Below are 23,840 nucleotides of genomic sequence, written 5' to 3' on the forward strand. Positions count from 1 at the left end.
CAGAAGAATAAGGCACAATCATTGAGTAGACCTGAATCACCTTTAAACAAGTAATGGTTAAAGTCAATCAAAAGTTTTTAAACATTTTGTTTATCGGCACGATATATACAGTAAGAGAGTAGGTAATGTGATGACGCAATCGATAAGAGAAATTAAAACAATGTTAAATAATGCCCCAGAGCCACATCTAGTAAAAATGCTTGAACAAGATCATAGAAAAGGTGTCCAGCAATTGCTTGACCGCTATTATAAAAAACAACGACAATATAAACAAGACAAAGAAACTTACGAAGAAAAGTTTAAATATGAACGACTGATACGTTTAGAAGGTTATCAGCGTATCTGTGGTATTGATGAAGTTGGTCGGGGGCCACTTGCTGGACCTGTTGTTGCTGCTGCGGTTATTTTGCCTGAGTCCTGTGACTTAATGGGATTAACAGATTCAAAAAAGCTTTCGCTTACTAAACGCGAATACTACTTTGAAGCAATTACAGAACAAGCATTAGCAATTGGTGTAGGATTGGTTGAGCCAGCGATTATTGATGAAATTAATATATTGGAAGCATCTAAATCCGCAATGCTACAAGCCATTGACAAACTTTCATTGACTCCAGACTATCTTTTGCTTGATGCGATTGATTTGACCATTGATATACCGCAGCAATCGCTAATTAAAGGTGATTTGAAAAGTATTTCAATTGCGGCTGCCAGTGTTATTGCAAAGGTAACACGTGATAATATGATGAAAGCCTATGACTTCACATACCCGGGGTATGACTTCATTAATAATCAAGGTTATGGAACAAAAAAACACTTACATGGGCTAGAGACATACGGTGTAACACCGATACATCGACGATCTTTTGCGCCGGTTAAAGGCTATCTTTAAAATGGTCAAATGAGGAAGGTGATCAGATGCAGGTCCAGAATCTACAGATAAAGCCATCATTTAAACATGCACAGCCTAATCAAAAAATGTCCTTGACTAAAGGCCAAATTATTAAAGGTGCCATTGATCAACTACATCCGGATCAAATGGCGACAATTAAAATGGGGCAGCAACAAGTGACAGCTAAGTTAGAAGTGCCTGTTGAAAAAGGCCAGAGTTATGTATTTGAAGTCGTCTCCTCTGGGGATACACCAGAACTTAAAATGATTGAACAGCAAACAGTGAAAGGGGAAGCCTCACTCAGTGCTGTCTTAAAAAATATGGGTGTGCCAGTCACAAAAGAGTCGGAGCAATTATTAAGCCGGTTTTTACTTAATAATATACCGGTAAAGCTAAGTCAATTTAAAGAAGCGCTTGTTCTTTATCAGCAACAACCGAATGAAAAAACCGCTCAGGCACTTATGACGTTAATTAAGCATCAGCTGCCATTCTCAAGTGGTATCGTGACAGCTATGTCTCAAATGACGCTAGAGAGTCCACAAGACGGCTTTGAGTTCCTTATGCAACAATTGTCATCTTTAAGTGCTTCGGAGTCAAAAACGCAACTCCTGGAGTTCCTAAATACGATGAAGACAACAATTGCCTCACCAACTGAAACCGTCTCAGTCGAAGCTGCAGACAAATTGCGTGCTTTATCACACGCGTTGATATCAAAGGGACTGACAGTTTCAAGCGAGTCATCGTTGCCGAAACTATTAGCAGAACTACTCAATAATCAACTCGGCCTTGATGACAAAAAAATTATTCAATTAAAACAATGGTTGAGCCAAACTAGACAACCGTTAAACCAGCAAGAACGGGAGCAATTTCTAAATGTCAATCGTGATGCGCTAAAACAATGGTTACCAAAAGAATCCGCTGTACCAAAAACGCACCTAATTACAAAGGAAGCCATACAAGTAGCGCTCGATAAAGTGCCTGATAAAAGTATTAGCTATCCGATAAAAACTGAAGCGGAATTAGTGCTTGGTATGAACCGCCTAAGGGAACAGCTAGAACTGGAGTCATCACTACTAAATAAACTTAATAATCGGTTGACAGATGTACAAGCAGAAACGCTTAGTAAGTTAATGAGCAGGCCGAGTGATTTGTCTCATCAACAAATAAAAGATGCCTTAAAACCTCTAATTGACCAACAGTTAACACAGGCCGAAGTTAAAGTGTTGACGCCATTAATCAAAGGGAGTGGCTTAATAGATACACTCCCAGTGGAGCAACAATTTTTCATTGGGGTGAAAGACTATTTACTTCGGTCAGGATTAAACTATGAGCATCAGTTAATAGAGACATATGATGTGAGTCAAAATCTTAAACAGTTATTACTTGAGGTACAACAATCCACAAAGGGAAATTTACCTGCACTTGATCAATTACTTCAAGGACTAACAGATCAACAGATGAGCATTGTCAGACAAGATGAACATTTTATTCATTACGGCATAACACTGCCAATTGTCACAGATAACGAACAAGCTGTTTACCTTGAAATGTATGGTCAAAAAAGTGAAACGGGTGCGCTAAATCCAGACTATTGTCATATCGCAATTCATTTAGAATTAGGTGCGATTGGTGAAACGATTGTTGATATGGGTGTTCAAAATCGGTTAGTACAATTAACTGTCATTAATAATCAGGACCTTAAACCTCTCATTGAACCATTTAAACCATCACTAATAAAAGGAATGGCGTCGCTTGATTATCATTTAACGTCTATTCATCATCGGCCTTTTAAAGACCATGAGGATACGGTTACACATAAACAGAGCTTTAAGCAACCTCAAGATTATAAAGGGTGGGATGTAAAGGCATGACATCGCAAAAATTACCACACCATCTAAAAAAGGCGATTGCACTTCGCTACGATCAAACGCGTGATATGGCCCCTATTGTCTCAGCGAAAGGACAAGGTTATGTTGCCGATGAGATTATAGAGCGGGCTAGTGAGGCCGGTGTTCCTATTCAGCAGGATCAGAGTCTCGTGGAAATATTATCGCAAATAAATATAAACGAAGCTATTCCAGATGAGCTTTATTTGGCTGTTGCGGAAGTATTTGCTTTTATTTATCAACTTGATGAGGCACAACGAGAAAAATAACTATCTAGGTCAATTGAGAGCAGGTGCTATGATTCCTGCTCTTTTTTCGAATTAAGGGTATAATTAGGTGTTTTTTTAAATATTTCGTTTCTTAGCCATGACGGTTCGCTATCGACAAGTGATCGATCGTCGTTTTACACTGATGAAAAACACTTAAGGAGCAAACTATGCTAAATAATCGAGATTGTTTGATCTATTTGTATGAAGAAACTCGTATCAGTAGAAAGAAGCTACACCAATTGGTCGGAACGGGCCATCGTTCATATTATCATGCTATTCAATCAGACGCTTTGGACCTAGCACGTTTTTTATCAGTTAAACACCGCACCTTGTTAGCAGGTGCTTTAAATAATCCTGCGCGGATAGCCCGCTATACTTCTTTAAAGCGAACGTACAAGACGTGGACGGTACTCGATGCGGATTATCCCGACGTATTTAGAACAATCCCTGATGCCCCAATCGTTTTTTACGGGTTAGGTGATGTGGACTTGTTAAAGACGTTAAAGCGTATCAGTATCATCGGATCAAGGCAACCAACAGTCAATGTAAAACAAAGAATGAGTCAATTACTTTTGCCTCTAGTAAGTGACTATGTAATTGTATCTGGACTAGCTAAAGGTATAGACAGTTTTGCGCATCAATTAGCCTGTACAAATGGGGGGAGAACGATTGGTGTGATTGCTGGTGGTTTTAACCATCCATATCCATATGAAACGCGTGCACAATTTCATGACATGTGCCGAAATCAATTGGTAATTTCAGAGTACCCTATAGATGTGAAGCCAGAAAGGTATCACTTTCCAGAGCGTAATCGTTTAATCAGTGCGCTTGGTTTTGCTACATGTATTATAGAAGCAAAACGAAAAAGTGGGACGATGATTACTGCTGATCAAGCACTAGAACAGGGTCGGATTGTTATGGCTGTTCCGGGGGATATTCTTAACCCGAATACACAAGGTTGCCATGATCTAATTCAACAAGGAGCAAAATTGGTACAAAATACCCAAGATATAGAAGAGGAATGGCGAGAGAATAAGGTTATGTGGAAAAGTATTAACAATAAATAGAGAAAAAACTATGTGAAAAGCATAACTTTTTTGAAACTTTATTTGACAAATGCTAAACTTCTATTTAATAATAGTGGAGATTTCACAGATATTTTAAATCTGGAAAACTAGACCTCTTGGAGGGGAAGATATGGCAGATTATTTAGTTATAGTAGAGTCGCCAGCAAAGGCGAAAACAATTGAACGCTATTTAGGTAAAAAATACAAAGTTAAAGCTTCTATGGGACATGTGATTGACTTACCGAAGTCTCAAATGGGGATCGACTATGAAAATGATTATAAACCAAAGTACATTACCATTCGTGGGAAAGGTCCTGTGTTAAAAGAGTTAAAAACAGCCGCAAAAAAAGCGAAGAAAGTCTATCTCGCAGCCGATCCGGATCGTGAAGGAGAGGCGATTGCTTGGCATTTAGCACATGCACTTAATATTGATGAAGATTCAGATTGTCGAGTGGTCTTTAATGAAATTACTAAAGATGCCATTAAAGAATCATTTAAGCAACCTCGCGCTATCAATATGAATCTTGTAGATGCTCAACAAGGTCGACGCATCTTAGATCGTTTGGTGGGCTATAATATTAGTCCGCTGCTTTGGAAAAAAGTAAAGAAGGGCTTAAGTGCGGGGCGAGTTCAATCCGTTGCGGTTAAGATGATAATCGACCGCGAGAATGAAATCAAAAACTTTCAACCTGAAGAATACTGGTCAATCGAAGGGCTGTTTAATAAAGGGGAAGAGTCTTTTGAAGGGCAATTTTACCGCGTAGACAATGAAAAGGTTAACTTATCGACCAAGGCAGATGTTGATAATGTTTTAAAGCTTATGCCTAGTAAAGAGTTTCAAGTAGAATCAGTGAAGAAGAAAGAACGGAAAAGAAACCCATCCTTGCCGTTTACGACGTCTTCTTTACAACAAGAAGCAGCTCGTAAATTGAATTATAGAGCACGTAAGACGATGATGCTTGCACAACAGTTGTATGAGGGTATTGACTTAGGTAAAAAAGAAGGTGGCATTACTGGTTTAATCACTTATATGCGTACCGATTCAACCCGACTATCTGAAACGGCTCGAAATGAAGGACGTCAATTTATTGAACAACAATACGGTAAGGACTACGTAGGAGCTGATCGCAGTTCTAAATCGAAACAAAAGACACAAGATGCGCATGAGGCCATTCGTCCAACGAGTGCCTTTAGAACACCCGCTTCATTGAAAGCTATTTTATCAAGAGACCAGTACCGTTTGTACAAACTTATTTGGGAACGTTTTACATCTAGTTTGATGTCGCCAGCGATTATGGACACGGTAACGGTTACATTAAATCAAAATGGGGTTCAATTTAGAGCGAATGGTTCACAAATCAAATTTAAAGGATTTATGGAAGTATATATTGAAGGCAATGATGATAACAAAAAAGAAGAGGACAGACTGTTACCTGAATTAGAAGAAGGAATGACAGTAAGCTCCGAAAAAATCATGCCTAATCAACACTTTACTCAGCCGCCTCCGCGTTATACAGAAGCGAGACTTGTCAAGACGATGGAAGAAAAAGGGATAGGTCGACCGTCAACATATGCGCCTACACTTGACACGATTCAAAAACGTGGTTATGTCAGTCTAGATAATAAGCGCTTTGTTCCAACGGAGTTAGGCGAGATTGTCATTGATTTGGTTATTGAATTTTTCCCTGAAATCATTGATATTGATTTCACTGCACAAATGGAACATGACTTAGATCAAATTGAAGACGGGGAAATAAAGTGGATAAAGATTATCGACGACTTTTATCAAGGATTTGAAAAACGACTTCAAAAAGCCGAAAAAGAAATGGAAAAGATTGAAATCAAGGATGAACCAGCAGGTGAGCAATGTGAAAAATGCGGTTCTGAAATGGTTTATAAGATGGGACGCTATGGGAAATTTATGGCGTGCTCAAATTTCCCGGAATGCCGTAATACGAAACCAATCTTAAAAGAGATTGGGGTTGACTGTCCTAAATGTAAAAAAGGTCAGATCGTCGAACGTAAGTCAAAGAAAAAACGCACGTTCTATGGATGCGACCAATACCCTGAATGTGATTTCTTATCATGGGATAAGCCGATTGAGCGGCCATGTCCAAAATGTGAAGAAATGCTTGTAGAGAAGAAAGTGAAAAAAGGTACGCAGATTCAGTGTTCAAGTTGTGATTATAAAGAAGAGCAACAGTCATAAAGAGTGGAGAAAAGGGTGCGTCAGTAGATGCACCTCTTTTTTTATGTTTTTTGTGATAATAATCACAAAAAACATAAAACATATGCTCAACGGATATGAGAAATGAACGCATTGTAAGAATATGCATTGACAATCATTTCAAACAGCTATATAATTTACCGTTGGTAAGTAGATATACTTGACATACGTAGTCATTGCAGCTGTTATTAGCGCATGCATTTTGATCAATAATATTAGAGGATTCAGATTTTTAAAGCAATTCGGTAAATTAGTTGCTAAAATAATTGGAATATGGTACGTTTGATAATATAGGAGTCATGGAAGGGGTTTGACATGCAAGCATTTACAAGCCTTAAAAATCAGTTTAAAATGTATTTGCAAGTTGAGAAAAACGCCTCTACCTATACGATTAAAGAGTACATATTGGATGTTGAACAATTTTTTGTTTTTTTAACAAAGGAAGGCATTCAATCTGTGAAGGAAGTTGATGACGCGTGTGTACGTCTTTTTTTAATGCACTTATACGATCAATCACTTTCGCGCCGTTCTGTCGCAAGAAAGCTGTCAACATTACGGACGTTCTTTAAGTTTCTTGAACGAGAACAATATGTGCTAGATAATCCCTTCAGGGGGACGCGGCTACCTAAACAAAGTAAAAAATTACCGAATTTCTTGTATCGCGAGGAGCTTGAACAGCTCTTTGAGGTAAGTGATTTATCGCAACCATTAGGACAAAGAGACCAAGCGTTACTTGAGTTACTTTATGCCACAGGGATGCGTGTGAGTGAATGTCAAATGTTAACTTTAAGTGATATTGATTTCTCACTTCACACCGTAAAAGTTTTAGGTAAAGGCAGAAAAGAACGCTACATTCCAGTAGGAACATATGCTGAAGCTGCCTTAACACGTTACATTAAAAACGGTAGAGGACAATTAATTAAAGACAATAAAACGGACGCAGTTTTTTTAAATGCGAAGGGAAATCCTCTTACAGTGCGTGGGATGCGGTTAGTTTTAAATAAGTTGGCAGATCAAGCTGCTCTGACGGCTCATGTTCATCCACATGCGCTAAGACATACGTTTGCAACGCATTTGCTCAATGAAGGTGCAGACATAAGAAGCGTTCAAGAGCTTTTGGGTCACGCACATCTTTCGTCGACCCAGCTATATACACATGTAACGAAAGATCGTTTAAAGGATGTATATATGAATAGTCATCCACGAGCTAAGAGGAAATAAATGAGGTGAAGTTATGACGCAACAATTCCATGCAACAACCATCTTTGCTGTAAGGCACAACGGCCAATGCGCAATGTGTGGTGATGGACAAGTCACGATGGGGAACGCTGTCGTAATGAAACATAAAGCGAAAAAAGTACGTCGATTATTTAACGGCAATGTATTAGCTGGATTTGCAGGTTCGGTTGCAGATGCTTTTACATTATTCGAAAAATTTGAAGCTTATTTAGAGAAATTTAATGGTAACTTAACAAGAGCCGCAGTGGAATTGGCAAAGGAATGGCGAAGTGATAAAGCGTTGCGTCAACTAGAGGCGATGTTAATTGTCATGAATAAAGAAACAATGTTACTCGTCTCAGGGACGGGTGAAGTTATTGAACCAGATGATGACATATTAGCGATTGGCTCCGGTGGAAATTATGCACTGGCGAGCGGTCGTAGTCTAAAACGTTATGCACCTCATTTAACAGCGAGAAACATTGCAGAGCATGCTCTAACAATTGCTGGTGAGATATGTGTATATACCAATGACCAACTAGTCATTGAGGAATTAGTGTAATTAGAGGTGAGTCAATGAATAAAGAATATACACCGAAAGAAATCGTTGCTGAACTTGATCAGTACATTATTGGTCAACAACAAGCGAAACGATCGGTCGCCGTCGCATTAAGGAATCGCTATCGTCGGATGCGGCTTAGCCCAGATTTAATAGATGAAGTTGCACCTAAAAATATCCTTATGATTGGACCTACAGGCGTAGGGAAAACAGAGATTGCTCGTCGATTAGCTAAATTAGTAGGCGCGCCATTTATCAAAGTTGAAGCGACTAAATTTACAGAGGTTGGCTACGTCGGGCGCGACGTCGAATCGATGATTCGCGATTTAGTTGAATCGAGTATTCGATTAGAAAAAGACGAGCGGACGGCATTAGTCCAAGATGAAGCTGAAAAACTGGCCAATGATCGTTTGCTTGACTGCTTAGTGCCAACAGGTAAGAAAAGTGGGAACACGATTAAAAATCCATTTGAAATGTTCTTTAATCAAGAATCGACAGCAACAGAAGAATCAGAGCCTACAGAAGACAAGCTAAAAAAACGCCAACAAATGAAACAGCAATTGGCACTTGGAGAATTAGAAGATACTTTGGTTACAATTGAAATCGAAGAACATCAGATGGGCATGTTCGATACCGGAGTAAATCAAGGCATGGAACAAATGCAAGACATGTTGTCGCAGATGATGCCAAAGAAAATGAAGAAAAGAAAATTAACGGTAAAAGAAGCACGAGAACTGTTAAAACAGGAAGAAGCACTTAAATTGATAGACCTTGATGATGTCTATCAGACAGCTTGTGATCGCGTTGAGAACAGCGGCATCGTCTTCATAGATGAAATTGATAAAGTAGCTGGTCAATCATCACGTGAGGCGAATATCTCCCGAGAAGGTGTGCAACGAGATATTTTGCCAATCATCGAAGGCTCTACGGTTGTGACGAAATATGGTCCTGTTAAGACAGATCATATTTTATTTATTGCAGCGGGTGCCTTTCACATGTCTAAACCATCCGACTTAATTCCGGAATTACAAGGAAGATTTCCGGTAAGGGTGGAATTAGAAAAATTAACTGTTGATGACTTTGTTGAAATTCTTACAGAACCATCTAATGCATTGTTGAAACAGTATCAAGCGCTATTGAAAACAGAAGAGGTCACTGTCACCTTTACGGATGAGGCGATAAAACGATTAGCTGAAGTTGCTTTTCATGTTAATCAAGAAACAGACAATATTGGGGCAAGACGCCTACACACCATTTTGGAAAAATTGTTAGAAGATTTATCATTTGAGGCAGATCGAATGGCGATGGTAGAAATTGAAATTACCCCTAAATATGTCGATGAAAAATTAGCAAAGATTGCGCAAAATAAAGACTTAAGTCAATTTATTTTATAATAATGGAGGATAACTATGGAATTATTACAACGTGCACGAAAAATAAATTCAATCTTACAAGGCCAAACAGGGAAGTCTGTTAATTTTAATGATGTGGCATCAACACTTCAAGAAATAATGAGTGCCAACATTTTTGTGGTAAGTCGTAAAGGGAAGTTATTAGGATTTTCTATCAATCAACAAATTGAAAATCCACGCATGAAAGCGATGCTTGAAGAACGTCAATTCCCATTGGAATACACCGAAAGTTTATTTAATATTAAAGAAACAACATCAAACATGGATATTAATAGTCCTTACACGGCGTTTCCGATTGAAAATAAAGATTTATTTGCCGGTGGCTTAACGACGATTGTACCTATTATTGGTGGTGGTGATCGTCTAGGAACGCTCATATTGAGTCGTTTAAACACAGATTTTAACAATGATGATTTATTGTTGGCAGAGTATGGTGCGACTGTTGTAGGTATGGAAATCTTACATGAGAAATCAGAAGAGATCGAGCAAGAAGCTCGTTCAAAAGCGGTTGTTCAAATGGCAATTAGTTCACTTTCTTACAGCGAATTAGAAGCGATTGAGCACATCTTTGCTGAGCTTGATGGTAAAGAAGGGTTGCTCGTTGCAAGTAAAATCGCCGACCGTGTAGGTATTACGCGATCTGTTATAGTTAATGCTTTGCGTAAGTTAGAAAGTGCTGGTGTAATCGAGTCGCGTTCTTTAGGAATGAAAGGGACATACATTAAAGTTTTAAATGATAAATTCTTAGTTGAATTGCATAAATTAAAATCATCGTCAAATTAATTCGAAAAGAATCATATATGAAAAGACATTAATCGTTTAGGTTAGTGTCTTTTTTAATTGTATAATATTTGGTGTTCTAATATAATGCAGGCTCTATAACAGAAAAGAGCAGAATAGTCATTTAAAGTGTTCGTACAAAAGGTGTAGGGCAATGAACTTATGAGGCGTATTAAATCTTACATATATATGAACTAGCGGAAACATCAGTTAAAAATTAGTAGGTATTTTAACTTTTGTTCGGAAAAATTGTCGTTTTAAAGAAAAAAGCTGGTACAAAACAAGTAAAATGATATAATAGACCTATATGTTAAGTTTGGGTAAAATTAGTTTCAAAATTAAGGAATTGGATACAGTTATATGGAATGTCGAAATCCATTTTTTTACTTGTTTCAACCTAATTTATGGAACATTAATGTGTAATGAGAATTCAATTAAAGTAAGATGTGAATAATCTGATAAATCAATGGTCATATTGACTTAAAAAACATATGTGGCCTAGGTAAAAATGCGGTTTACGTCCATATATTGAAAGCCTTATCAAACATAGACTTTTATAAGGAATTCATCTACAATGACTAGTGATTGACTATTGAAAACCTTACATAAGGAGAGGACTAAGATGACTTTTTTTAGTCGGACATTCGACTCGCTACAACACGGGTTAGATTATGCAGCATTAAATAATAAAACGATTGCTAATAATATAGCAAACGTTGACACAGCTAATTATAAAGCGAGAGAAGTAGAGTTTAAGGCAGTTTTAGATGATAAATTAAACAAGGGATTCGAAACGAAACGCTCACACGAAAAACATTATGATTTTAATGATAAGACGACAGCTTTTAAAGTAAGAACAAATCAGACAACAGCTTATAACCATAATGGAAACAATGTTGATGTCGATAAAGAGATGTCTAATTTAGCCACGAATCAAATATATTATAATGCTCTGATTGATCGAATGAATGGGCAGTTTAATAGTTTGCAGTCGGTTATTAGAGGAGGAAGCTAATCATGTCAGTATTTAATGGAATGAATCTAAGCAGCTCAGCGCTAACAGCGCAACGTTTAAGAATGGATACTGTATCAGCCAATATTGCGAACGCTGACTCTACCCGTGCTCGTATCAATGCGGATGGTGAGTTCGAACCTTATCGACGTAAAATTGTCAATTTAGCCTCAGATTCATCCAACTTTAAACATCAGTTTTCTAAAATCAGAAATAAAGGATCAGCTGCATTAGATGGAGTTAAAGTTGCGAGTATTACAGAGGATGATGCACCATTTGTTACAATTTATAATCCAAATCATCCAGATGCGGATGAAGCAGGTTATGTACAAATGCCTAATGTTGACCCTTTGCAAGAAATGGTAGACTTAATGAGTGCTACCCGCTCATATGAGGCGAATGTGACAGCCTTTAATGCGACAAAAGGTATGCTGATGAAAGCACTTGAAATCGGGAAGTAGTAGAGGAGGAATATGATGAGTATTCAAGCAAATTTCATTCAACCTTTAAGCGCTCCAACGATAAACACACATAGTTTAAATGAAACTAAACAAGCATCAACATCGTTTAAAAATGTCTTAACCGATGCGTTAAACGAAGTGAATCAACTTCAAGTAGACTCGCAACTCAAGACAGATCAATTGGTCAATGGCCAGATTGATGATTTACATGATGTGATGATTGCGGCTCAAAAGGCATCTGTTGGCCTAAATTTAGCTGTAGAGATTCAAAGCAAAGCAGTCAACGCATATAACGAAATGATGCGTATGCAATTATAGAAAATATGTGATTTTATTGGTATGGAGGCGCAGAATGAAAGAGAAATTATTACAACAAATACAAGAAATCCAAACCTTCTGGCGTCAACGATCAACGAAGCAAAAAAGCTTGATAAGTATATCAGCACTTTTGTTTTTAATTATAGTAATTGGCGGTACAATCTTTTTTTCTAGGACACCTATGGTACAACTGTACTCAGGATTGTCGGCTGAAGAGGCAGGGCAAGTGAAAGTTGAACTTGATACTCGTGGTATTCAGCATGAAGTGCGAAATGGTGGAACGACCATTTATGTCCCAGAAGGACAAGCTGAGGGATTATTAGTTGAATTAGCAGCTCAAGGAATCCCTGATTCTGGTCAAATTGATTATGGTTTTTTTAGTGCTAATACTTCGTGGGGTGTGACAGATAACGAGTTTGGCATGATTAAGCTTGACGCAATGCAATCGGAATTAGGTAATTTATTATCAGGTTTCTCGGGAATAAACCAGGCAAATGTCATGATTAATTTGCCAGAAGAATCCGTTTTTATCACTGAACAAACTGATTCGACATCCGTTGCAATCAATTTAATCCTCGAACCAGGACATCAATTTAATAACGATCAAGTAAGAGCACTTTATCACCTCGTAGAAAAAGCAGTGCCGAAACTTACTACTGATAATATCGTCATTATGGATCAATACTTTAATTATTACCAACTAGATAATGAAAATATGCATTCAGCATCGGATCTCTTTGCTCAACAGCAAGCGATAAAAAAAGAAATAGAACGTGATTTGCAACAACGTGTGCAACAAATGTTATCGGTCATGCTCGGTCCGGATAAAGTTATTGCGACCGTTACGGCTGATTTAGACTTCACACAAGAAAATCGAGTGGAACAACTTGTAGAACCCGTTAATGAAGAAACGATGGAAGGGATTCCGATCAGTTTAGAGACGATCCGTGAATCATATGCTGGTGAAGGGGCCATGGATGCTGCGGCTGGTACAGGTGAAGAGGATGTAACGAATTATCCTGTCGCAGAAGGTGGTATCGGGGAATATGAATTAGAACAAGACACCATTAATTATGAATTTAATCGTATCCAACGAGAAATTAGTGAAAGTCCTTATCGTTTAAGAGATTTAGGCATTCAAGTAGCCGTTGATAACACAAAGACAACATTTGATGAAGAAGGTAATATTGAAATACTCACACCGGAAGAACAGCTACAAGTAGAGGCTAGCATTCAATCTATCCTCGATTCAATTATTTCCACCTCAATTGATGGTAATGTTGCTGAGTTTAATCCTGCGGATAAATCTTCTATCGTATTCCAAACCTTTAATGGAATCTCAAGAGACACAGACCAAGGAGGCTTTAATTTGCCTATCTGGGCTTATGTGGCGATTGGTGTCGTCTTATTGGCGCTTATCGCAGTTATTGTCGTGTTGTTAGTGAGAAGATCGAAAGAAAACGAACTAACAGAAGAAGAAATGATATTGACTGAAGAAGTAAGAACGGCAGAAATACCAGACATTGAAGAACCGGAAGATACAGAAAGTTCCATTAAACGTAAACAATTAGCAAAAATGGCGACAGAAAAGCCAGATGACTTTGCAAAATTATTACGTAGTTGGATTTCTGAAGAGTAGGAGGACATGATATGGCGAAACAACAAGAATTAACGGGTAGACAAAAAGCAGCAATTCTCTTAATCTCACTCGGGCCAGATGTCTCTGCTCAAATTTATAAACATTTAACCGAGGAAGAGATTGAGAAACTAACACTTGAAATTTCGGGTGTTAAAAAAGTAGATGCGAATCAAAAAGAGAATGTGCTAGAACAATTTCATCAGATTGCTCTAGCGCAAGACTACATAGCCCAAGGTGGTATTGCTTATGCAAAAACAGTCCTTGAAAAAGCTATAGGGGCTGAACAAGCTCAGGCGGTTATTAATCGCTTGACGTCATCTTTACAAGTCAAACCATTTGATTTTGCTAGAAAAACCGATCCGAGTCAAATTTTAAACTTTATTCAAGGGGAACACCCGCAAACGATTGCGCTTGTATTATCTTATTTAGACAACGAACAAGCAGGACAAATTTTGTCTGAATTGCCTCAAGAGATGCAAGCAGATATTGCTAGACGTATTGCTTTAATGGATTCAACATCTCCTGAAATTATCTATGAAGTAGAGCGGATTTTAGAACAAAAACTCTCGTCGACAGTCACTCAAGATTATACACAAACAGGAGGCATCCAGGCCGTCGTGGAAGTATTAAACGGTGTGGATCGCTCTACTGAGCGAACGATTCTCGATGCGCTTGAGATACAAGACCCAGAGCTTGCAGAAGAAATCAAGAAACGGATGTTTGTCTTTGAAGATATTGTGACACTTGATAATCGTGCGATTCAACGAGTCATTCGAGAAGTTGAGAATGATGACTTGCGTCTGGCCTTAAAAGTTGCCAGTGAAGAAGTACAAGATATTGTTTTCAGTAATATGTCATCAAGAATGGCTGAAACATTCAAGGAAGAAATGGAGTTTATGGGACCAGTTAGGCTTAAGGATGTTGAAGAAGCTCAAACACGTATCGTGGCATCAATTCGCCGATTAGAAGAAGTAGGTGAAATTGTTATTGCACGTGGTGGAGGAGATGATATCATTGTCTGATTTTAAACCACTAAAACCACGTGAAATTAAGTTAAAACCGATTCAATTTAAAGTAGCTGAAAAAAAAATAGCAGATGAAAGCCAATTAGAGCAAAACGATGCTTTATCTGAAGTTGATCAGTTATTGGAACGAAAAAAACAATTATTAGATGAACTTGCTTACCTGAAAACCGAATTAAAAACGACAAAAGACACGATTGAATTGAACCGAAAGCGTGCAGATGAAGATATTGAGCAAGCTAAAACAACGTGGATTTCTGAAAGAGAGTTGTTAGAAGAAGCTGCGCAACAAAAAGGTTTTCAAGAAGGGTATATCGCTGGAGAAAATCAAGCGCAAGTTGACTTTAAAGAACGTATTAATCTGGCCAATGACATTATCCATCAAGCAGAAAAAGAGCGAGAACTAATCATTGAACAAGCAAATCAAGAAATAGTTGAATTATCTATGGCTGTTGCGAAAAAAGTCGTATTTGATGCTGTTTTGACAAAGGACGCTATGTTGCCAATTGTAAAAGAAGCGATAAAAACATACCACAACCAAACGATTATACGTATTAGAACGAGTGTTACGGATTTTGAATTGATCCATTCTCAGACAGATGAACTCGCCCGCGTACTAAACGAGGGTGTCATGTTATCTGTATTGCCAGATGATTCATTGTCTACTGGCGGTTGTGTGATTGAAACGCCATCAGGCCAACTTGATATTAGTGTGGACCGTCAGCTTGAAAAAATCCACCAAACCCTATCTGATACGATGGAGGAAATGAACCGTGGACATTAATCAACTGATTCAATCACTAGAGCATACAGAAACATACTCACACTTTGGGAAAATTAAACGCGTGGTCGGATTAATGATTGAATCTACGGGTCCTAATGTAAAAATGGGGGAAGTTTGTTATATTCATACATCACAACGGGATAAAATCATGGCAGAAGTTGTCGGTTTTAATGATGATGTTGTAGTATTGATGCCCTACACTGAAATAAATGATGTCGGGCCAGGAAGTTTAGTAGAAGCGACCCGCCAACCATTGTCAGTAAAAGTCGGACAACGTTTAGTTGGGAAAGTTGTGAATGCCCTTGGTCAACCACTCGATGATACGATGTTACCACATGGTCTTGTCGCAATAAACACGGAACAATCACCGCCTAATCCCCTAAAACGCCCAAGAATCTTAGAACCAATTGAAATTGGCGTAAAAACCATTGATACGCTATTAACAGTTGGAAAAGGTCAGCGTGTCGGTATTTTTGCTGGTAGTGGGGTTGGAAAGAGTACGTTACTCGGAATGATTGCAAGAAATAGTGAAGCGGACCTTAACGTTATTGCTTTAATCGGTGAGCGAGGACGAGAAGTGCGAGAATTTATTGAAAAAGATCTTGGTTCTGAAGGATTAAGTAAATCGATTGTTGTTGTAGCTACATCAGATCAACCAGCATTAATGCGTATAAAAGGTGCTTATACAGCAACAGCAATAGCTGAATATTTTAGAGATCGTGGTTTAAATGTCAACTTAATGATGGATTCTGTGACGCGTGTGGCAATGGCTCAACGAGAAGTAGGCTTGGCTACTGGAGAACCACCAACAACTAAAGGTTATCCACCTTCAGTCTTTGCCGTTTTGCCAAAGTTATTAGAACGTACAGGTACGAGTGACTTGGGAACGATTACCGCTTTTTATACTGTTCTTGTTGATGGTGATGATTTAAATGATCCAATCGCTGATACGACACGGGGCATTTTAGATGGCCACTTTGTCCTTGACCGTAAATTAGCAGAAAGAGGTCAATTTCCGGCACTGAATGTACTTAAATCGATTAGTCGGGTGATGCCGCAAATTACAACAGAAAAAGAACAAAAATTAGCTAATGAACTAAGGGCTTATTTATCAAGCTACGAAGAAAATTATGAGCTCATTCAAATCGGTGCGTATAAACGCGGTTCAAACCCGCAAGTCGACAGAGCCATTGCCTTACACCCGAAAATTATTTCGTTTTTAAAACAAGGTATCGAAGAAGACTGCACTCGAGAGACAGCTATGAGTCAGATAGAATCCTTACTATATGGGGGGTAATATCACATGACAAACGTTCATGCGTTTGAAAAGATTCTTACACACCAAGAGAATTTAAAAAATGAGGCGCAACTTGAATATAAGTCCGCCGTGTCAGCATTTGAAACAGTTGCTGAGGAATTATATCAACTGCTAAAACAAAAAGAAACAATAGAAGAAAAATACCAACAGACACTGCACTCATCTGGTTCTGTCACAACACTTATGACACATCATACGTACTTACAGCAATTAAAACAACGTATATTACATGTAGAAGCAAATGTGAGCGAAAAACGTGTCATTATGGAAAATAAACGATCCGAGCTGACAGATCAGCATGTTGAAGTGAAGAAGTTCGAAAAAATTATTGACCGAAAATGGGAAGTTATTAAAAACAAAGAAAAAGAGAATGAAAACAAAATGCTTGATGAGGCTTCAATACGACAATATTTTAATCATGGGGAACGGTGAAATTATGGCGAAGAAACAAAAAGAACAGTCAAAAAGAAGTTGGTTAAGTTATTTGGTTTTAGCCATGATACCGCTCATCCTATCTGTGACGATTATTTACATAGTGCTCTCTCTTTTAGGTATGGAGCCAGTAAAAAACACGACAGCTTTTTTAAATCGTTTACCGGGTGTTAACAGACTCATCACTACAGATGATGATATTAGATTTGAAAGAATGGAAGCTGATTATTTAGCCCAAGTTGGAGATTATCAATCTGAGTTAAATCGACTCATGTCAGAAGCTACAGAAAAAGACAGTGAAATTGAGGCATTAGAACAAAAAATTGTTGATTTAAATAATCAACTAGCTGAATATCAGTCTCAAATTATTGATCAAACAGAACAGACAAACCAGTTAGAAGATATCGTTAAAACATACACCGAGATGCGTCCTAAAAATGCGGCGGGTATTCTTACCGAAACAACAACGGAAATCGCTGTAGATATTCTAAAAGCTTTACCTTCAGACAATCGAAGCGAGATTCTTGCGAATATGGAACCACTCAAAGCTGCAGAATTAACAGAGCTATTAGTTAATAATTAGCAATGACAGATTATTGAAGGGAGGTGAAAAAGTGAATACGATTGATATGTTTTTTAAACAGATGCCATTGGCAACGACTCCACCAAAAGTACAACATCAGCAAAATCAGACGTCCGTGAAGGATAATCAAACATTTAAGCAGTTATTGAATCAATCTCAACCTAGTGATTCAACAAATGTCTTAAAGGTCACGTCACATCAACAAAACGCGTCGATTCGCCAACTCGTTTCTGGTGATTTAGGGGAAATGAGTGAAGTAATCACACTGTTACCACTAAATGACGAGCGACTAATTCAAGATGTTTTAGGTCTTTTACTCACATTACCAAAATCAACAGATGACTTAATGCAAAATGTTTTACCAGAAGAAGTAAGTTCGGAGCTAGCAGCCCTTCTTGAGGAATTTGATCTTTCTACTGATGATTTAGACTTAATGAATCTAGGGCATTATGGTAGTTGGCAATCATTACAACTTGTGCTTCTTGAAATCTCATCATTACTTGGAGAAACAGATCTTGAGCAGTTGACTAATAAAGACTGGATGCAGTTGTTAGATAAACTTTCATCTTTGCCTCAAGATATGAAAAATGCCTTACTTTCAAAAAAATTAACGAGTGAAGAAGAGCAATTAGTAAAAACATTGCTTACTAAATTCGAATTAAAAACAATTATGTCTGAAAAAGGATATAGCACGCATAGTAAAGTAACGCCTGAGGATTTAAGTAAATGGCTACAACAAGCGTTAAGTCGTCAGACGCCAAAAGCACCTCAAACCTTTGCGGAGTCTTTCGCTGTGTCTAAAGACGCTGCACCGCTTGAGCAGTTAACGCTTCAATTAAGTCAAACTGCATTAACGCATCAACAGACGTTTAATGAGGAGTTATTACAACAATTTGAACAAGTATTAGCAAAAATGCATGTAGGTAAAGGGATGTTAGGTCATCAACAGTTGACGTTACAACTTAATCCCCACAACCTTGGTCAAATTACTGTAGAAATGTCAGAAATTGATGGAGAGATTTATGTTAAATTAATTGCTTCATCTGCAGGGGCTAAAGAAGCTTTAGAATCAAATATCCGTGAATTACGACACATGTTCTCACCTCATCAAGTATTGATTGAACAAGAAGAACACGTCACGACGGTTAGTCCTTCGGACTTACCCAATTATCAAGAACAAGAGCAACATGAACCGTCACATCGCGATTCAAAAAGTAGGAGTGAAGATGAAGAAGATACTGACATAAGGTTTAGTGACTTACTTTATCAGGAAGAGGTGTCAATATGAAAATAGATCCTTCTTATTATTTAAGTAATCAACCAAAAAGAACACCAAGCAGTGAATTAGGTAAAGAAGAGTTTTTAAAGCTACTCATGGCTCAAATAAAAAATCAGGATCCACTAAATCCTATGGATGATAAAGAATTCATCTCCCAGATGACGACTTTCTCATCACTTGAACAAATGATGAATATGAATAGCTCTATCCAACAATTAGTGAACAACCAATTAGTATCACCGGTTATACAGTATAGCCATATGATTGGGAAAGAAGTAAGTTATTATAAAATCGATGAAAAGACTGGAGAGATTGTTGAGCCAAAAGAGGTCGTTACAGCTCAAGTTAAGGCCATATCGGAAAGAGAAGGCTTCGCTGTTATTGAACTTGATAATAATCAAAAAATTTACACCGATGAAATTTTACGCGTCTCAACACCAGGTCTATCAGAATAGGAGGGTGTTATGGGGATTGATATTAATCCACTACCAAAACAGGCTATGTTGCCTTCAACGAGGCAAATTAAAGAACCATTAAAACCGAGTCAAACATTTCAATCTGTTTTGCAACAAAAAAAGTCTGTACTCACGCTAACCAAACATGCGCAAGAACGTATGGTTGAACGAAACATTGTACTAAATCAAGAAAAATGGCAGTCTATTGCAACACAAGTGGAAAAAGCAAAACAAAAAGGTATAACAGATTCGCTTGTTTTAACCAATGAAGCTGCTCTTGTTGTAAGTGCAAAAAATCAAACCGTGATTACAATGATGGATCGACAAGAAGCATCAGAGAAAATTTTCACAAATATAAATGGAACAATCATTATTGATTAATGCTGGACCCAGTATGGGAGGCATCTGTAGCTATTGACTGACTGATATAGCTATAAGAAGGAGGATATCACATGTTAAGATCAATGTACTCAGGTATTGCAGGTATGAAGGGTTTTCAAACACAGCTAGATGTTGTCGGAAATAATATCGCCAACGTTAATACAGTAGGATATAAAAAATCACGAACAACGTTTCAAGATATGATGAGTCAAACAACCTCAGGCGCATCTGAACCAACAAACATAAGGGGTGGGATTAATGCTATTCAAGTTGGTCTCGGTTCACAACTTGGTTCAATAGATAATATACACACACAAGGTAACAGACAAACGACGAACAGGGTTCTTGATATGGCACTTGAGGGTGATGGGATGTTTATTTTTGCTAATGGTGTGAATGCACCTACGGATCCTACTGTTTTGAATCATCCGATTGACTTGGGTGCCGTTAATTTAGAATATTCTAGGGCGGGTAATATGTACTTAGATTCGAACGGTTATATTGTTAATGCCAACGGACAATATTTAGTTGGAGATAATAACGCAGCCGGTAATGCTGGACTTATTCGCATACCTGAAAATGCTGCGAGTTTTAGTATTCAAGGAAACGGAACGGTCAACTACATTGACCCAAATGGTCAAACACAAGTAGCAGGTCAAATTCGCCTAGCTAAATTTTCTAATCCAGGAGGTCTAGAAAAGATTGGTGGTAATATGTTCCGTGCATCCGTTAATGATGGTATGATGAGCAATGATGTTGCTGGCCTTCCTGATTTAATTGTACCTGAATCTGATGGTACGGCTTCCATCGTTTCTGGTGCTCTAGAAATGTCGAATGTGGATTTAGCCGAAGAGTTTACGGATATGATTACGGCACAACGTGGTTTCCAAGCGAATACACGTATTATCACGACATCGGATGAAATCTTACAAGAACTTGTTAATCTTAAACGATAGGAGGATGGAGTAAGTCTTAAAAGACTTACTCCCCACTTAAACTATGATTACTCTTACTAATTTTAAAGGTGATACATTTACACTAAATGCAATGTATATTGAAAAGGTTGAATCATTACCTGATACGACAATTACACTTGTGAATGGTAAAAAATATTTTGTTAAAGAAACAGAAAAAGAAGTAAGTAAGTTGTCGCAAAGGTTTTATGAAAAAATAGGGATGTTACCTTGGCATCAACAGGTAGGTGAAGAAAGTGGCAAATAAACTATTTAAAAATATCATTATCGGTCTTGTCGTTATTTCTATTCTTGGTATGGCTGCTATTATTTACATTCTGTGGAATCAAGATGACCCTAACCGAGCGCTTACTATTGATGAGCAAATTAAGTTTTCTTATACGACGGAGTCAATTAATATTGACTTAAGTGATAAACGTTACGCTCAACTTCAGTTCAATATGATCACAGATAGTGCTGATGCGAAAGAAGAAGTTGAAAAACGGATGTTCCAATTTAGAAATATTTTAATCAAACAAACGGTTGAAATGGATTCAAGTATGCTACAAAATGACTTAACAGGTTTTGAAAACCAATTAAAAGATGAAATGAACACGTTAATGCAAGAAGGGGAAATTACGGACATCTATCTAATTAGTAAGATCGTTCAGTAGTTTAAGACTCCGAATCGGAGGTGAGTTTATGGCAGATGAGGTTTTATCCCAAAATGAGATAGATGCATTACTTTCTGCGCTATCTTCTGGTGAGATGGATGCCAATCAATTAAAAGAAGAAGAAAAAGAAAAGAAAATACGCAGTTACGATTTTAAACGTGCTTTAAGGTTTTCAAAAGATCAAGTGCGTAGCTTGTCGCGTATCCATGAAAATTATGCGCGCATGCTGACAACCTATTTTTCAGCTCAATTACGGAATTATGTTCATATCTCGGTCGCTTCGGTTGACCAGATACCTTATGAAGAGTTTATTCGATCCATCCCAACGATGACAGTATTAAACATCTTTAGTATGGAACCACTTAATGGTCGTATCATTTTTGAGATTAATCCAAATGTTGCCTATGCCATGTTAGATCGTATTTTAGGTGGGCGAGGAACAAGTCTAAATAAAATAGAGAACCTAACAGAAATAGAGTCAACTATTATGTCGAATCTATTTGAAAAATCGTTAGACAATTTGCAAGAAGCTTGGTCTAGCGTGATAGAAATTGATCCAATGCTGGAAGAGTTTGAAGTCAATCCACAATTTTTACAACTTGTCTCTCCAAACGAGACAGTCATCGTCGTCTCGCTAAATACGACAATTGGTGAAACGAGTGGAATGATCAACATTTGTATTCCTCATGTGGTGTTAGAGCCTATCATTCCAAGACTATCAGTGCATTACTGGATGCAAAATGAAGCTCAAAAAGAAAGAAAACCAGGAGAGTATGAAAAATTAACTAAAAATATTTCATCAACGGAACTTGAACTAAGTGTTGTGTTAGGTGAAACACGTATTACGGTTGAAAATTTGCTTGAATTGAGTAAGGGCGATGTATTAAAGTTAAATCAATCAATAGAAGAGCCTTTAATAATGAAATCAAGTGAGGAACCATTGTTTTATGTTCAACCTGGAAGTCAGAAAAATAACGTGGCTGTGCAGGTAATTGATGAAATTAAAGGAGGGTCTTCCGATGATGAGTGATGGAATGTTATCACAAGATGAAATTGATGCGCTACTTAACGGAACGTCAGATGAAGAAGAGATTGAAGAACAAAATAATATAACGGATAACGAAGATACGTCCGGTATTCTCTCGGAGATTGAACGTGATGCACTTGGCGAGATAGGGAACATTTCTTTTGGTAGTTCAGCAACCACACTTGCCACACTTTTAAACCAAAAAGTAGACATCACAACACCCGAGATTTCAATTGTACGCCGTAATCAACTTGAAAAAGAGTTTCCGCACCCACATGTTGGTGTTGAGGTTGAATATACAGAGGGTTTTGAAGGTGAGAACCTCTTTGTCTTAAAATCATCAGATGCTGCAATTATTGCGGATTTGATGCTCGGTGGAGATGGTTCAAATGATCAAGGTGAATTAAGTGAAATCCACATGAGTGCGGTGCAAGAAGCGATGAATCAAATGATGGGCACTGCGGCAACAAGTATGTCTACCATGTTTTCTAAGCGCATTGACATCTCACCACCGCAAACGGTTATGTTGGAAGTTGGGACAGAAGAAACTGATAAGCACATTCCTACAGATGAGTTTCTAGTAAAAGTTTCTTTCCAATTAAAAATCGGGACATTGATTGATTCGAAAATCATGCAACTCTTGCCAACCACTTTTGCGAAAGCAATGGTAGATGAATTGTTAAATGGACCAGCAGAACAGCCTAAACAAGCTGAACCAGCTACTCAGCAACAGACAATGTCACAGCCAGTGATCGAGCAACAAGTTCATCCAGTCAATACCCAACCGTCATATACACAAGCACCTCAGGTGAGTTATCAACAGACCGAGCAACGACAGCCTAAGAGTATGGGTGAGCCGATGTCTCATCAACAAAATATTGAACAGGCGAGCTTCCAATCATTTGAACCTATTCAGTTACCAGAACAAGAAAAACGTAACTTAGATATGCTGTTAGATATCCCATTACAAGTAACCGTTGAGTTGGGACGTACGAAGCGCGCTGTAAAAGATATTTTAGAACTTTCAACAGGTTCCATTTTGGAATTAGATAAATTAGCAGGTGAACCTGTAGATATCCATGTCAATAATAAATTAATTGCCCAAGGTGAAGTTGTTGTAATCGATGAGAACTTTGGTGTCAGAGTGACAGAAATCATTAGTCAAAGTGATCGACTTAAAAAATTAAGATAATAA

26 protein-coding genes are annotated in these 23,840 nt (G+C 37.9%); all 26 read left to right on the forward strand.

Features of this window, described 5'->3' with window-relative positions; translation table 11 throughout:
* Nucleotides 1-127: 127 nt before the first annotated feature.
* The 26 genes from rnhB (at nucleotide 128) to fliY (ending at nucleotide 23,837) form a co-directional block, all read left to right on the forward strand.
* Nucleotides 128-889, forward strand: coding sequence for a ribonuclease HII (rnhB, locus tag BM163_RS01600; RefSeq protein WP_174787609.1), 762 nt, complete (start codon nucleotides 128-130; stop codon nucleotides 887-889).
* A gap of 26 nt (nucleotides 890-915) precedes the next feature.
* Nucleotides 916-2,760 (forward strand): TP0910 N-terminal domain-containing protein, encoded by a 1,845-nt coding sequence (locus BM163_RS01605; RefSeq protein WP_089799535.1) that lies wholly within the window; start codon nucleotides 916-918, stop codon nucleotides 2,758-2,760.
* Nucleotides 2,757-3,044 carry an EscU/YscU/HrcU family type III secretion system export apparatus switch protein gene (locus BM163_RS01610; protein WP_089799537.1) on the forward strand — a complete coding sequence of 96 codons (288 nt, stop codon included), beginning with the start codon at nucleotides 2,757-2,759 and terminating at the stop codon, nucleotides 3,042-3,044. Before BM163_RS01605 ends, BM163_RS01610 begins: the two co-directional genes overlap by 4 nt.
* 167 nt (nucleotides 3,045-3,211) lie before the next feature.
* Nucleotides 3,212-4,111 (forward strand): DNA-processing protein DprA, encoded by a 900-nt coding sequence (gene dprA, locus BM163_RS01615; RefSeq protein WP_089799539.1) that lies wholly within the window; start codon nucleotides 3,212-3,214, stop codon nucleotides 4,109-4,111.
* A gap of 130 nt (nucleotides 4,112-4,241) precedes the next feature.
* Nucleotides 4,242-6,320 (forward strand): type I DNA topoisomerase, encoded by a 2,079-nt coding sequence (topA, locus tag BM163_RS01620; protein ID WP_089799541.1) that lies wholly within the window; start codon nucleotides 4,242-4,244, stop codon nucleotides 6,318-6,320.
* 333 nt (nucleotides 6,321-6,653) lie between these two features.
* Nucleotides 6,654-7,559 carry a tyrosine recombinase XerC gene (xerC, locus tag BM163_RS01625; RefSeq protein ID WP_089799543.1) on the forward strand — a complete coding sequence of 302 codons (906 nt, stop codon included), beginning with the start codon at nucleotides 6,654-6,656 and terminating at the stop codon, nucleotides 7,557-7,559.
* 13 nt (nucleotides 7,560-7,572) lie between these two features.
* Entirely contained in the window at nucleotides 7,573-8,118 is a 546-nt protein-coding gene (gene hslV / locus BM163_RS01630; RefSeq protein WP_089799546.1) for an ATP-dependent protease subunit HslV, read from the forward strand.
* A gap of 14 nt (nucleotides 8,119-8,132) precedes the next feature.
* Nucleotides 8,133-9,509 (forward strand): ATP-dependent protease ATPase subunit HslU, encoded by a 1,377-nt coding sequence (gene hslU, locus BM163_RS01635; RefSeq protein WP_089799548.1) that lies wholly within the window; start codon nucleotides 8,133-8,135, stop codon nucleotides 9,507-9,509.
* Nucleotides 9,510-9,524: 15 nt separating this feature from the next.
* The gene (codY, locus tag BM163_RS01640) at nucleotides 9,525-10,310 is read left to right on the forward strand and encodes a GTP-sensing pleiotropic transcriptional regulator CodY (protein WP_089799550.1); all 786 of its coding nucleotides are present in this window, start codon (nucleotides 9,525-9,527) and stop codon (nucleotides 10,308-10,310) included.
* A 619-nt stretch (nucleotides 10,311-10,929) separates the two neighbouring features.
* Entirely contained in the window at nucleotides 10,930-11,322 is a 393-nt protein-coding gene (flgB, locus tag BM163_RS01645; RefSeq protein ID WP_089799552.1) for a flagellar basal body rod protein FlgB, read from the forward strand.
* Nucleotides 11,323-11,324: 2 nt separating this feature from the next.
* Nucleotides 11,325-11,780, forward strand: a complete 456-nt coding sequence (gene flgC, locus BM163_RS01650) for a flagellar basal body rod protein FlgC (RefSeq protein WP_089799554.1) — start codon at nucleotides 11,325-11,327, stop codon at nucleotides 11,778-11,780.
* A 15-nt stretch (nucleotides 11,781-11,795) separates the two neighbouring features.
* Entirely contained in the window at nucleotides 11,796-12,098 is a 303-nt protein-coding gene (gene fliE / locus BM163_RS01655; protein ID WP_089799556.1) for a flagellar hook-basal body complex protein FliE, read from the forward strand.
* A 34-nt stretch (nucleotides 12,099-12,132) separates the two neighbouring features.
* On the forward strand, nucleotides 12,133-13,737 hold the full coding sequence (gene fliF / locus BM163_RS01660; RefSeq protein WP_089799558.1) for a flagellar basal-body MS-ring/collar protein FliF: 1,605 nt from the start codon (nucleotides 12,133-12,135) through the stop codon (nucleotides 13,735-13,737).
* A gap of 11 nt (nucleotides 13,738-13,748) precedes the next feature.
* Complete coding sequence (fliG, locus tag BM163_RS01665; protein WP_089799560.1) at nucleotides 13,749-14,759, forward strand: flagellar motor switch protein FliG; 1,011 nt, start codon at nucleotides 13,749-13,751, stop codon at nucleotides 14,757-14,759.
* Nucleotides 14,752-15,543 (forward strand): FliH/SctL family protein, encoded by a 792-nt coding sequence (locus BM163_RS01670; RefSeq protein ID WP_170243611.1) that lies wholly within the window; start codon nucleotides 14,752-14,754, stop codon nucleotides 15,541-15,543. Before fliG ends, BM163_RS01670 begins: the two co-directional genes overlap by 8 nt.
* Nucleotides 15,533-16,840, forward strand: a complete 1,308-nt coding sequence (fliI, locus tag BM163_RS01675; protein ID WP_089799565.1) for a flagellar protein export ATPase FliI — start codon at nucleotides 15,533-15,535, stop codon at nucleotides 16,838-16,840. The genes BM163_RS01670 and fliI overlap by 11 nt, the downstream gene beginning before the upstream one ends.
* A 6-nt stretch (nucleotides 16,841-16,846) precedes the next feature.
* Nucleotides 16,847-17,293, forward strand: a complete 447-nt coding sequence (gene fliJ, locus BM163_RS01680; protein WP_089799567.1) for a flagellar export protein FliJ — start codon at nucleotides 16,847-16,849, stop codon at nucleotides 17,291-17,293.
* A gap of 4 nt (nucleotides 17,294-17,297) precedes the next feature.
* Nucleotides 17,298-17,876 (forward strand): MotE family protein, encoded by a 579-nt coding sequence (locus tag BM163_RS01685; RefSeq protein WP_170243612.1) that lies wholly within the window; start codon nucleotides 17,298-17,300, stop codon nucleotides 17,874-17,876.
* A gap of 31 nt (nucleotides 17,877-17,907) precedes the next feature.
* The gene (locus BM163_RS01690) at nucleotides 17,908-19,164 is read left to right on the forward strand and encodes a flagellar hook-length control protein FliK (RefSeq protein ID WP_089799571.1); all 1,257 of its coding nucleotides are present in this window, start codon (nucleotides 17,908-17,910) and stop codon (nucleotides 19,162-19,164) included.
* Nucleotides 19,161-19,610 carry a flagellar hook assembly protein FlgD gene (gene flgD / locus BM163_RS01695; protein WP_089799573.1) on the forward strand — a complete coding sequence of 150 codons (450 nt, stop codon included), beginning with the start codon at nucleotides 19,161-19,163 and terminating at the stop codon, nucleotides 19,608-19,610. The genes BM163_RS01690 and flgD overlap by 4 nt, the downstream gene beginning before the upstream one ends.
* Nucleotides 19,611-19,619: 9 nt before the next feature.
* A complete protein-coding gene (locus tag BM163_RS01700) occupies nucleotides 19,620-19,991 on the forward strand; it encodes a TIGR02530 family flagellar biosynthesis protein (protein WP_089799575.1) in 372 nt (123 codons plus the stop codon).
* A gap of 71 nt (nucleotides 19,992-20,062) precedes the next feature.
* Complete coding sequence (flgG, locus tag BM163_RS01705; protein WP_089799577.1) at nucleotides 20,063-20,947, forward strand: flagellar basal body rod protein FlgG; 885 nt, start codon at nucleotides 20,063-20,065, stop codon at nucleotides 20,945-20,947.
* Nucleotides 20,948-21,038: 91 nt separating this feature from the next.
* A complete protein-coding gene (locus BM163_RS01710; protein WP_371859471.1) occupies nucleotides 21,039-21,212 on the forward strand; it encodes a flagellar FlbD family protein in 174 nt (57 codons plus the stop codon).
* Nucleotides 21,202-21,618, forward strand: a complete 417-nt coding sequence (locus tag BM163_RS01715) for a flagellar basal body-associated FliL family protein (protein WP_089799581.1) — start codon at nucleotides 21,202-21,204, stop codon at nucleotides 21,616-21,618. Before BM163_RS01710 ends, BM163_RS01715 begins: the two co-directional genes overlap by 11 nt.
* A gap of 28 nt (nucleotides 21,619-21,646) precedes the next feature.
* Nucleotides 21,647-22,648, forward strand: a complete 1,002-nt coding sequence (gene fliM, locus BM163_RS01720; protein ID WP_089799583.1) for a flagellar motor switch protein FliM — start codon at nucleotides 21,647-21,649, stop codon at nucleotides 22,646-22,648.
* Nucleotides 22,638-23,837, forward strand: coding sequence for a flagellar motor switch phosphatase FliY (fliY, locus tag BM163_RS01725; protein ID WP_089799586.1), 1,200 nt, complete (start codon nucleotides 22,638-22,640; stop codon nucleotides 23,835-23,837). The genes fliM and fliY overlap by 11 nt, the downstream gene beginning before the upstream one ends.
* Nucleotides 23,838-23,840: the final 3 nt, after the last annotated feature.

The sequence above is a fragment of the Halolactibacillus alkaliphilus genome, from assembly GCF_900115465.1.
Taxonomy (GTDB): domain Bacteria; phylum Bacillota; class Bacilli; order Bacillales; family Amphibacillaceae; genus Halolactibacillus; species Halolactibacillus alkaliphilus.

Excerpts from the sequence above, each read along its gene's own strand:
- flgB (WP_089799552.1), top strand. The coding sequence starts at position 10,930 with ATGACTTTTTTTAGTCGGACATTCGACTCGCTACAACACGGGTTAGAT.
- BM163_RS01700 (WP_089799575.1), top strand. The coding sequence starts at position 19,620 with ATGGGGATTGATATTAATCCACTACCAAAACAGGCTATGTTGCCTTCA.
- fliJ (WP_089799567.1), top strand. The coding sequence starts at position 16,847 with ATGACAAACGTTCATGCGTTTGAAAAGATTCTTACACACCAAGAGAAT.
- topA (WP_089799541.1), top strand. The coding sequence starts at position 4,242 with ATGGCAGATTATTTAGTTATAGTAGAGTCGCCAGCAAAGGCGAAAACA.
- fliY (WP_089799586.1), top strand. The coding sequence starts at position 22,638 with ATGATGAGTGATGGAATGTTATCACAAGATGAAATTGATGCGCTACTT.
- xerC (WP_089799543.1), top strand. The coding sequence starts at position 6,654 with ATGCAAGCATTTACAAGCCTTAAAAATCAGTTTAAAATGTATTTGCAA.
- dprA (WP_089799539.1), top strand. The coding sequence starts at position 3,212 with ATGCTAAATAATCGAGATTGTTTGATCTATTTGTATGAAGAAACTCGT.
- flgG (WP_089799577.1), top strand. The coding sequence starts at position 20,063 with ATGTTAAGATCAATGTACTCAGGTATTGCAGGTATGAAGGGTTTTCAA.
- fliM (WP_089799583.1), top strand. The coding sequence starts at position 21,647 with ATGGCAGATGAGGTTTTATCCCAAAATGAGATAGATGCATTACTTTCT.
- BM163_RS01710 (WP_371859471.1), top strand. The coding sequence starts at position 21,039 with ATGTATATTGAAAAGGTTGAATCATTACCTGATACGACAATTACACTT.
- BM163_RS01610 (WP_089799537.1), top strand. The coding sequence starts at position 2,757 with ATGACATCGCAAAAATTACCACACCATCTAAAAAAGGCGATTGCACTT.
- BM163_RS01685 (WP_170243612.1), top strand. The coding sequence starts at position 17,298 with ATGGCGAAGAAACAAAAAGAACAGTCAAAAAGAAGTTGGTTAAGTTAT.
- fliE (WP_089799556.1), top strand. The coding sequence starts at position 11,796 with ATGAGTATTCAAGCAAATTTCATTCAACCTTTAAGCGCTCCAACGATA.
- fliG (WP_089799560.1), top strand. The coding sequence starts at position 13,749 with ATGGCGAAACAACAAGAATTAACGGGTAGACAAAAAGCAGCAATTCTC.
- fliF (WP_089799558.1), top strand. The coding sequence starts at position 12,133 with ATGAAAGAGAAATTATTACAACAAATACAAGAAATCCAAACCTTCTGG.
- codY (WP_089799550.1), top strand. The coding sequence starts at position 9,525 with ATGGAATTATTACAACGTGCACGAAAAATAAATTCAATCTTACAAGGC.
- flgC (WP_089799554.1), top strand. The coding sequence starts at position 11,325 with ATGTCAGTATTTAATGGAATGAATCTAAGCAGCTCAGCGCTAACAGCG.
- hslU (WP_089799548.1), top strand. The coding sequence starts at position 8,133 with ATGAATAAAGAATATACACCGAAAGAAATCGTTGCTGAACTTGATCAG.
- hslV (WP_089799546.1), top strand. The coding sequence starts at position 7,573 with ATGACGCAACAATTCCATGCAACAACCATCTTTGCTGTAAGGCACAAC.
- flgD (WP_089799573.1), top strand. The coding sequence starts at position 19,161 with ATGAAAATAGATCCTTCTTATTATTTAAGTAATCAACCAAAAAGAACA.
- BM163_RS01605 (WP_089799535.1), top strand. The coding sequence starts at position 916 with ATGCAGGTCCAGAATCTACAGATAAAGCCATCATTTAAACATGCACAG.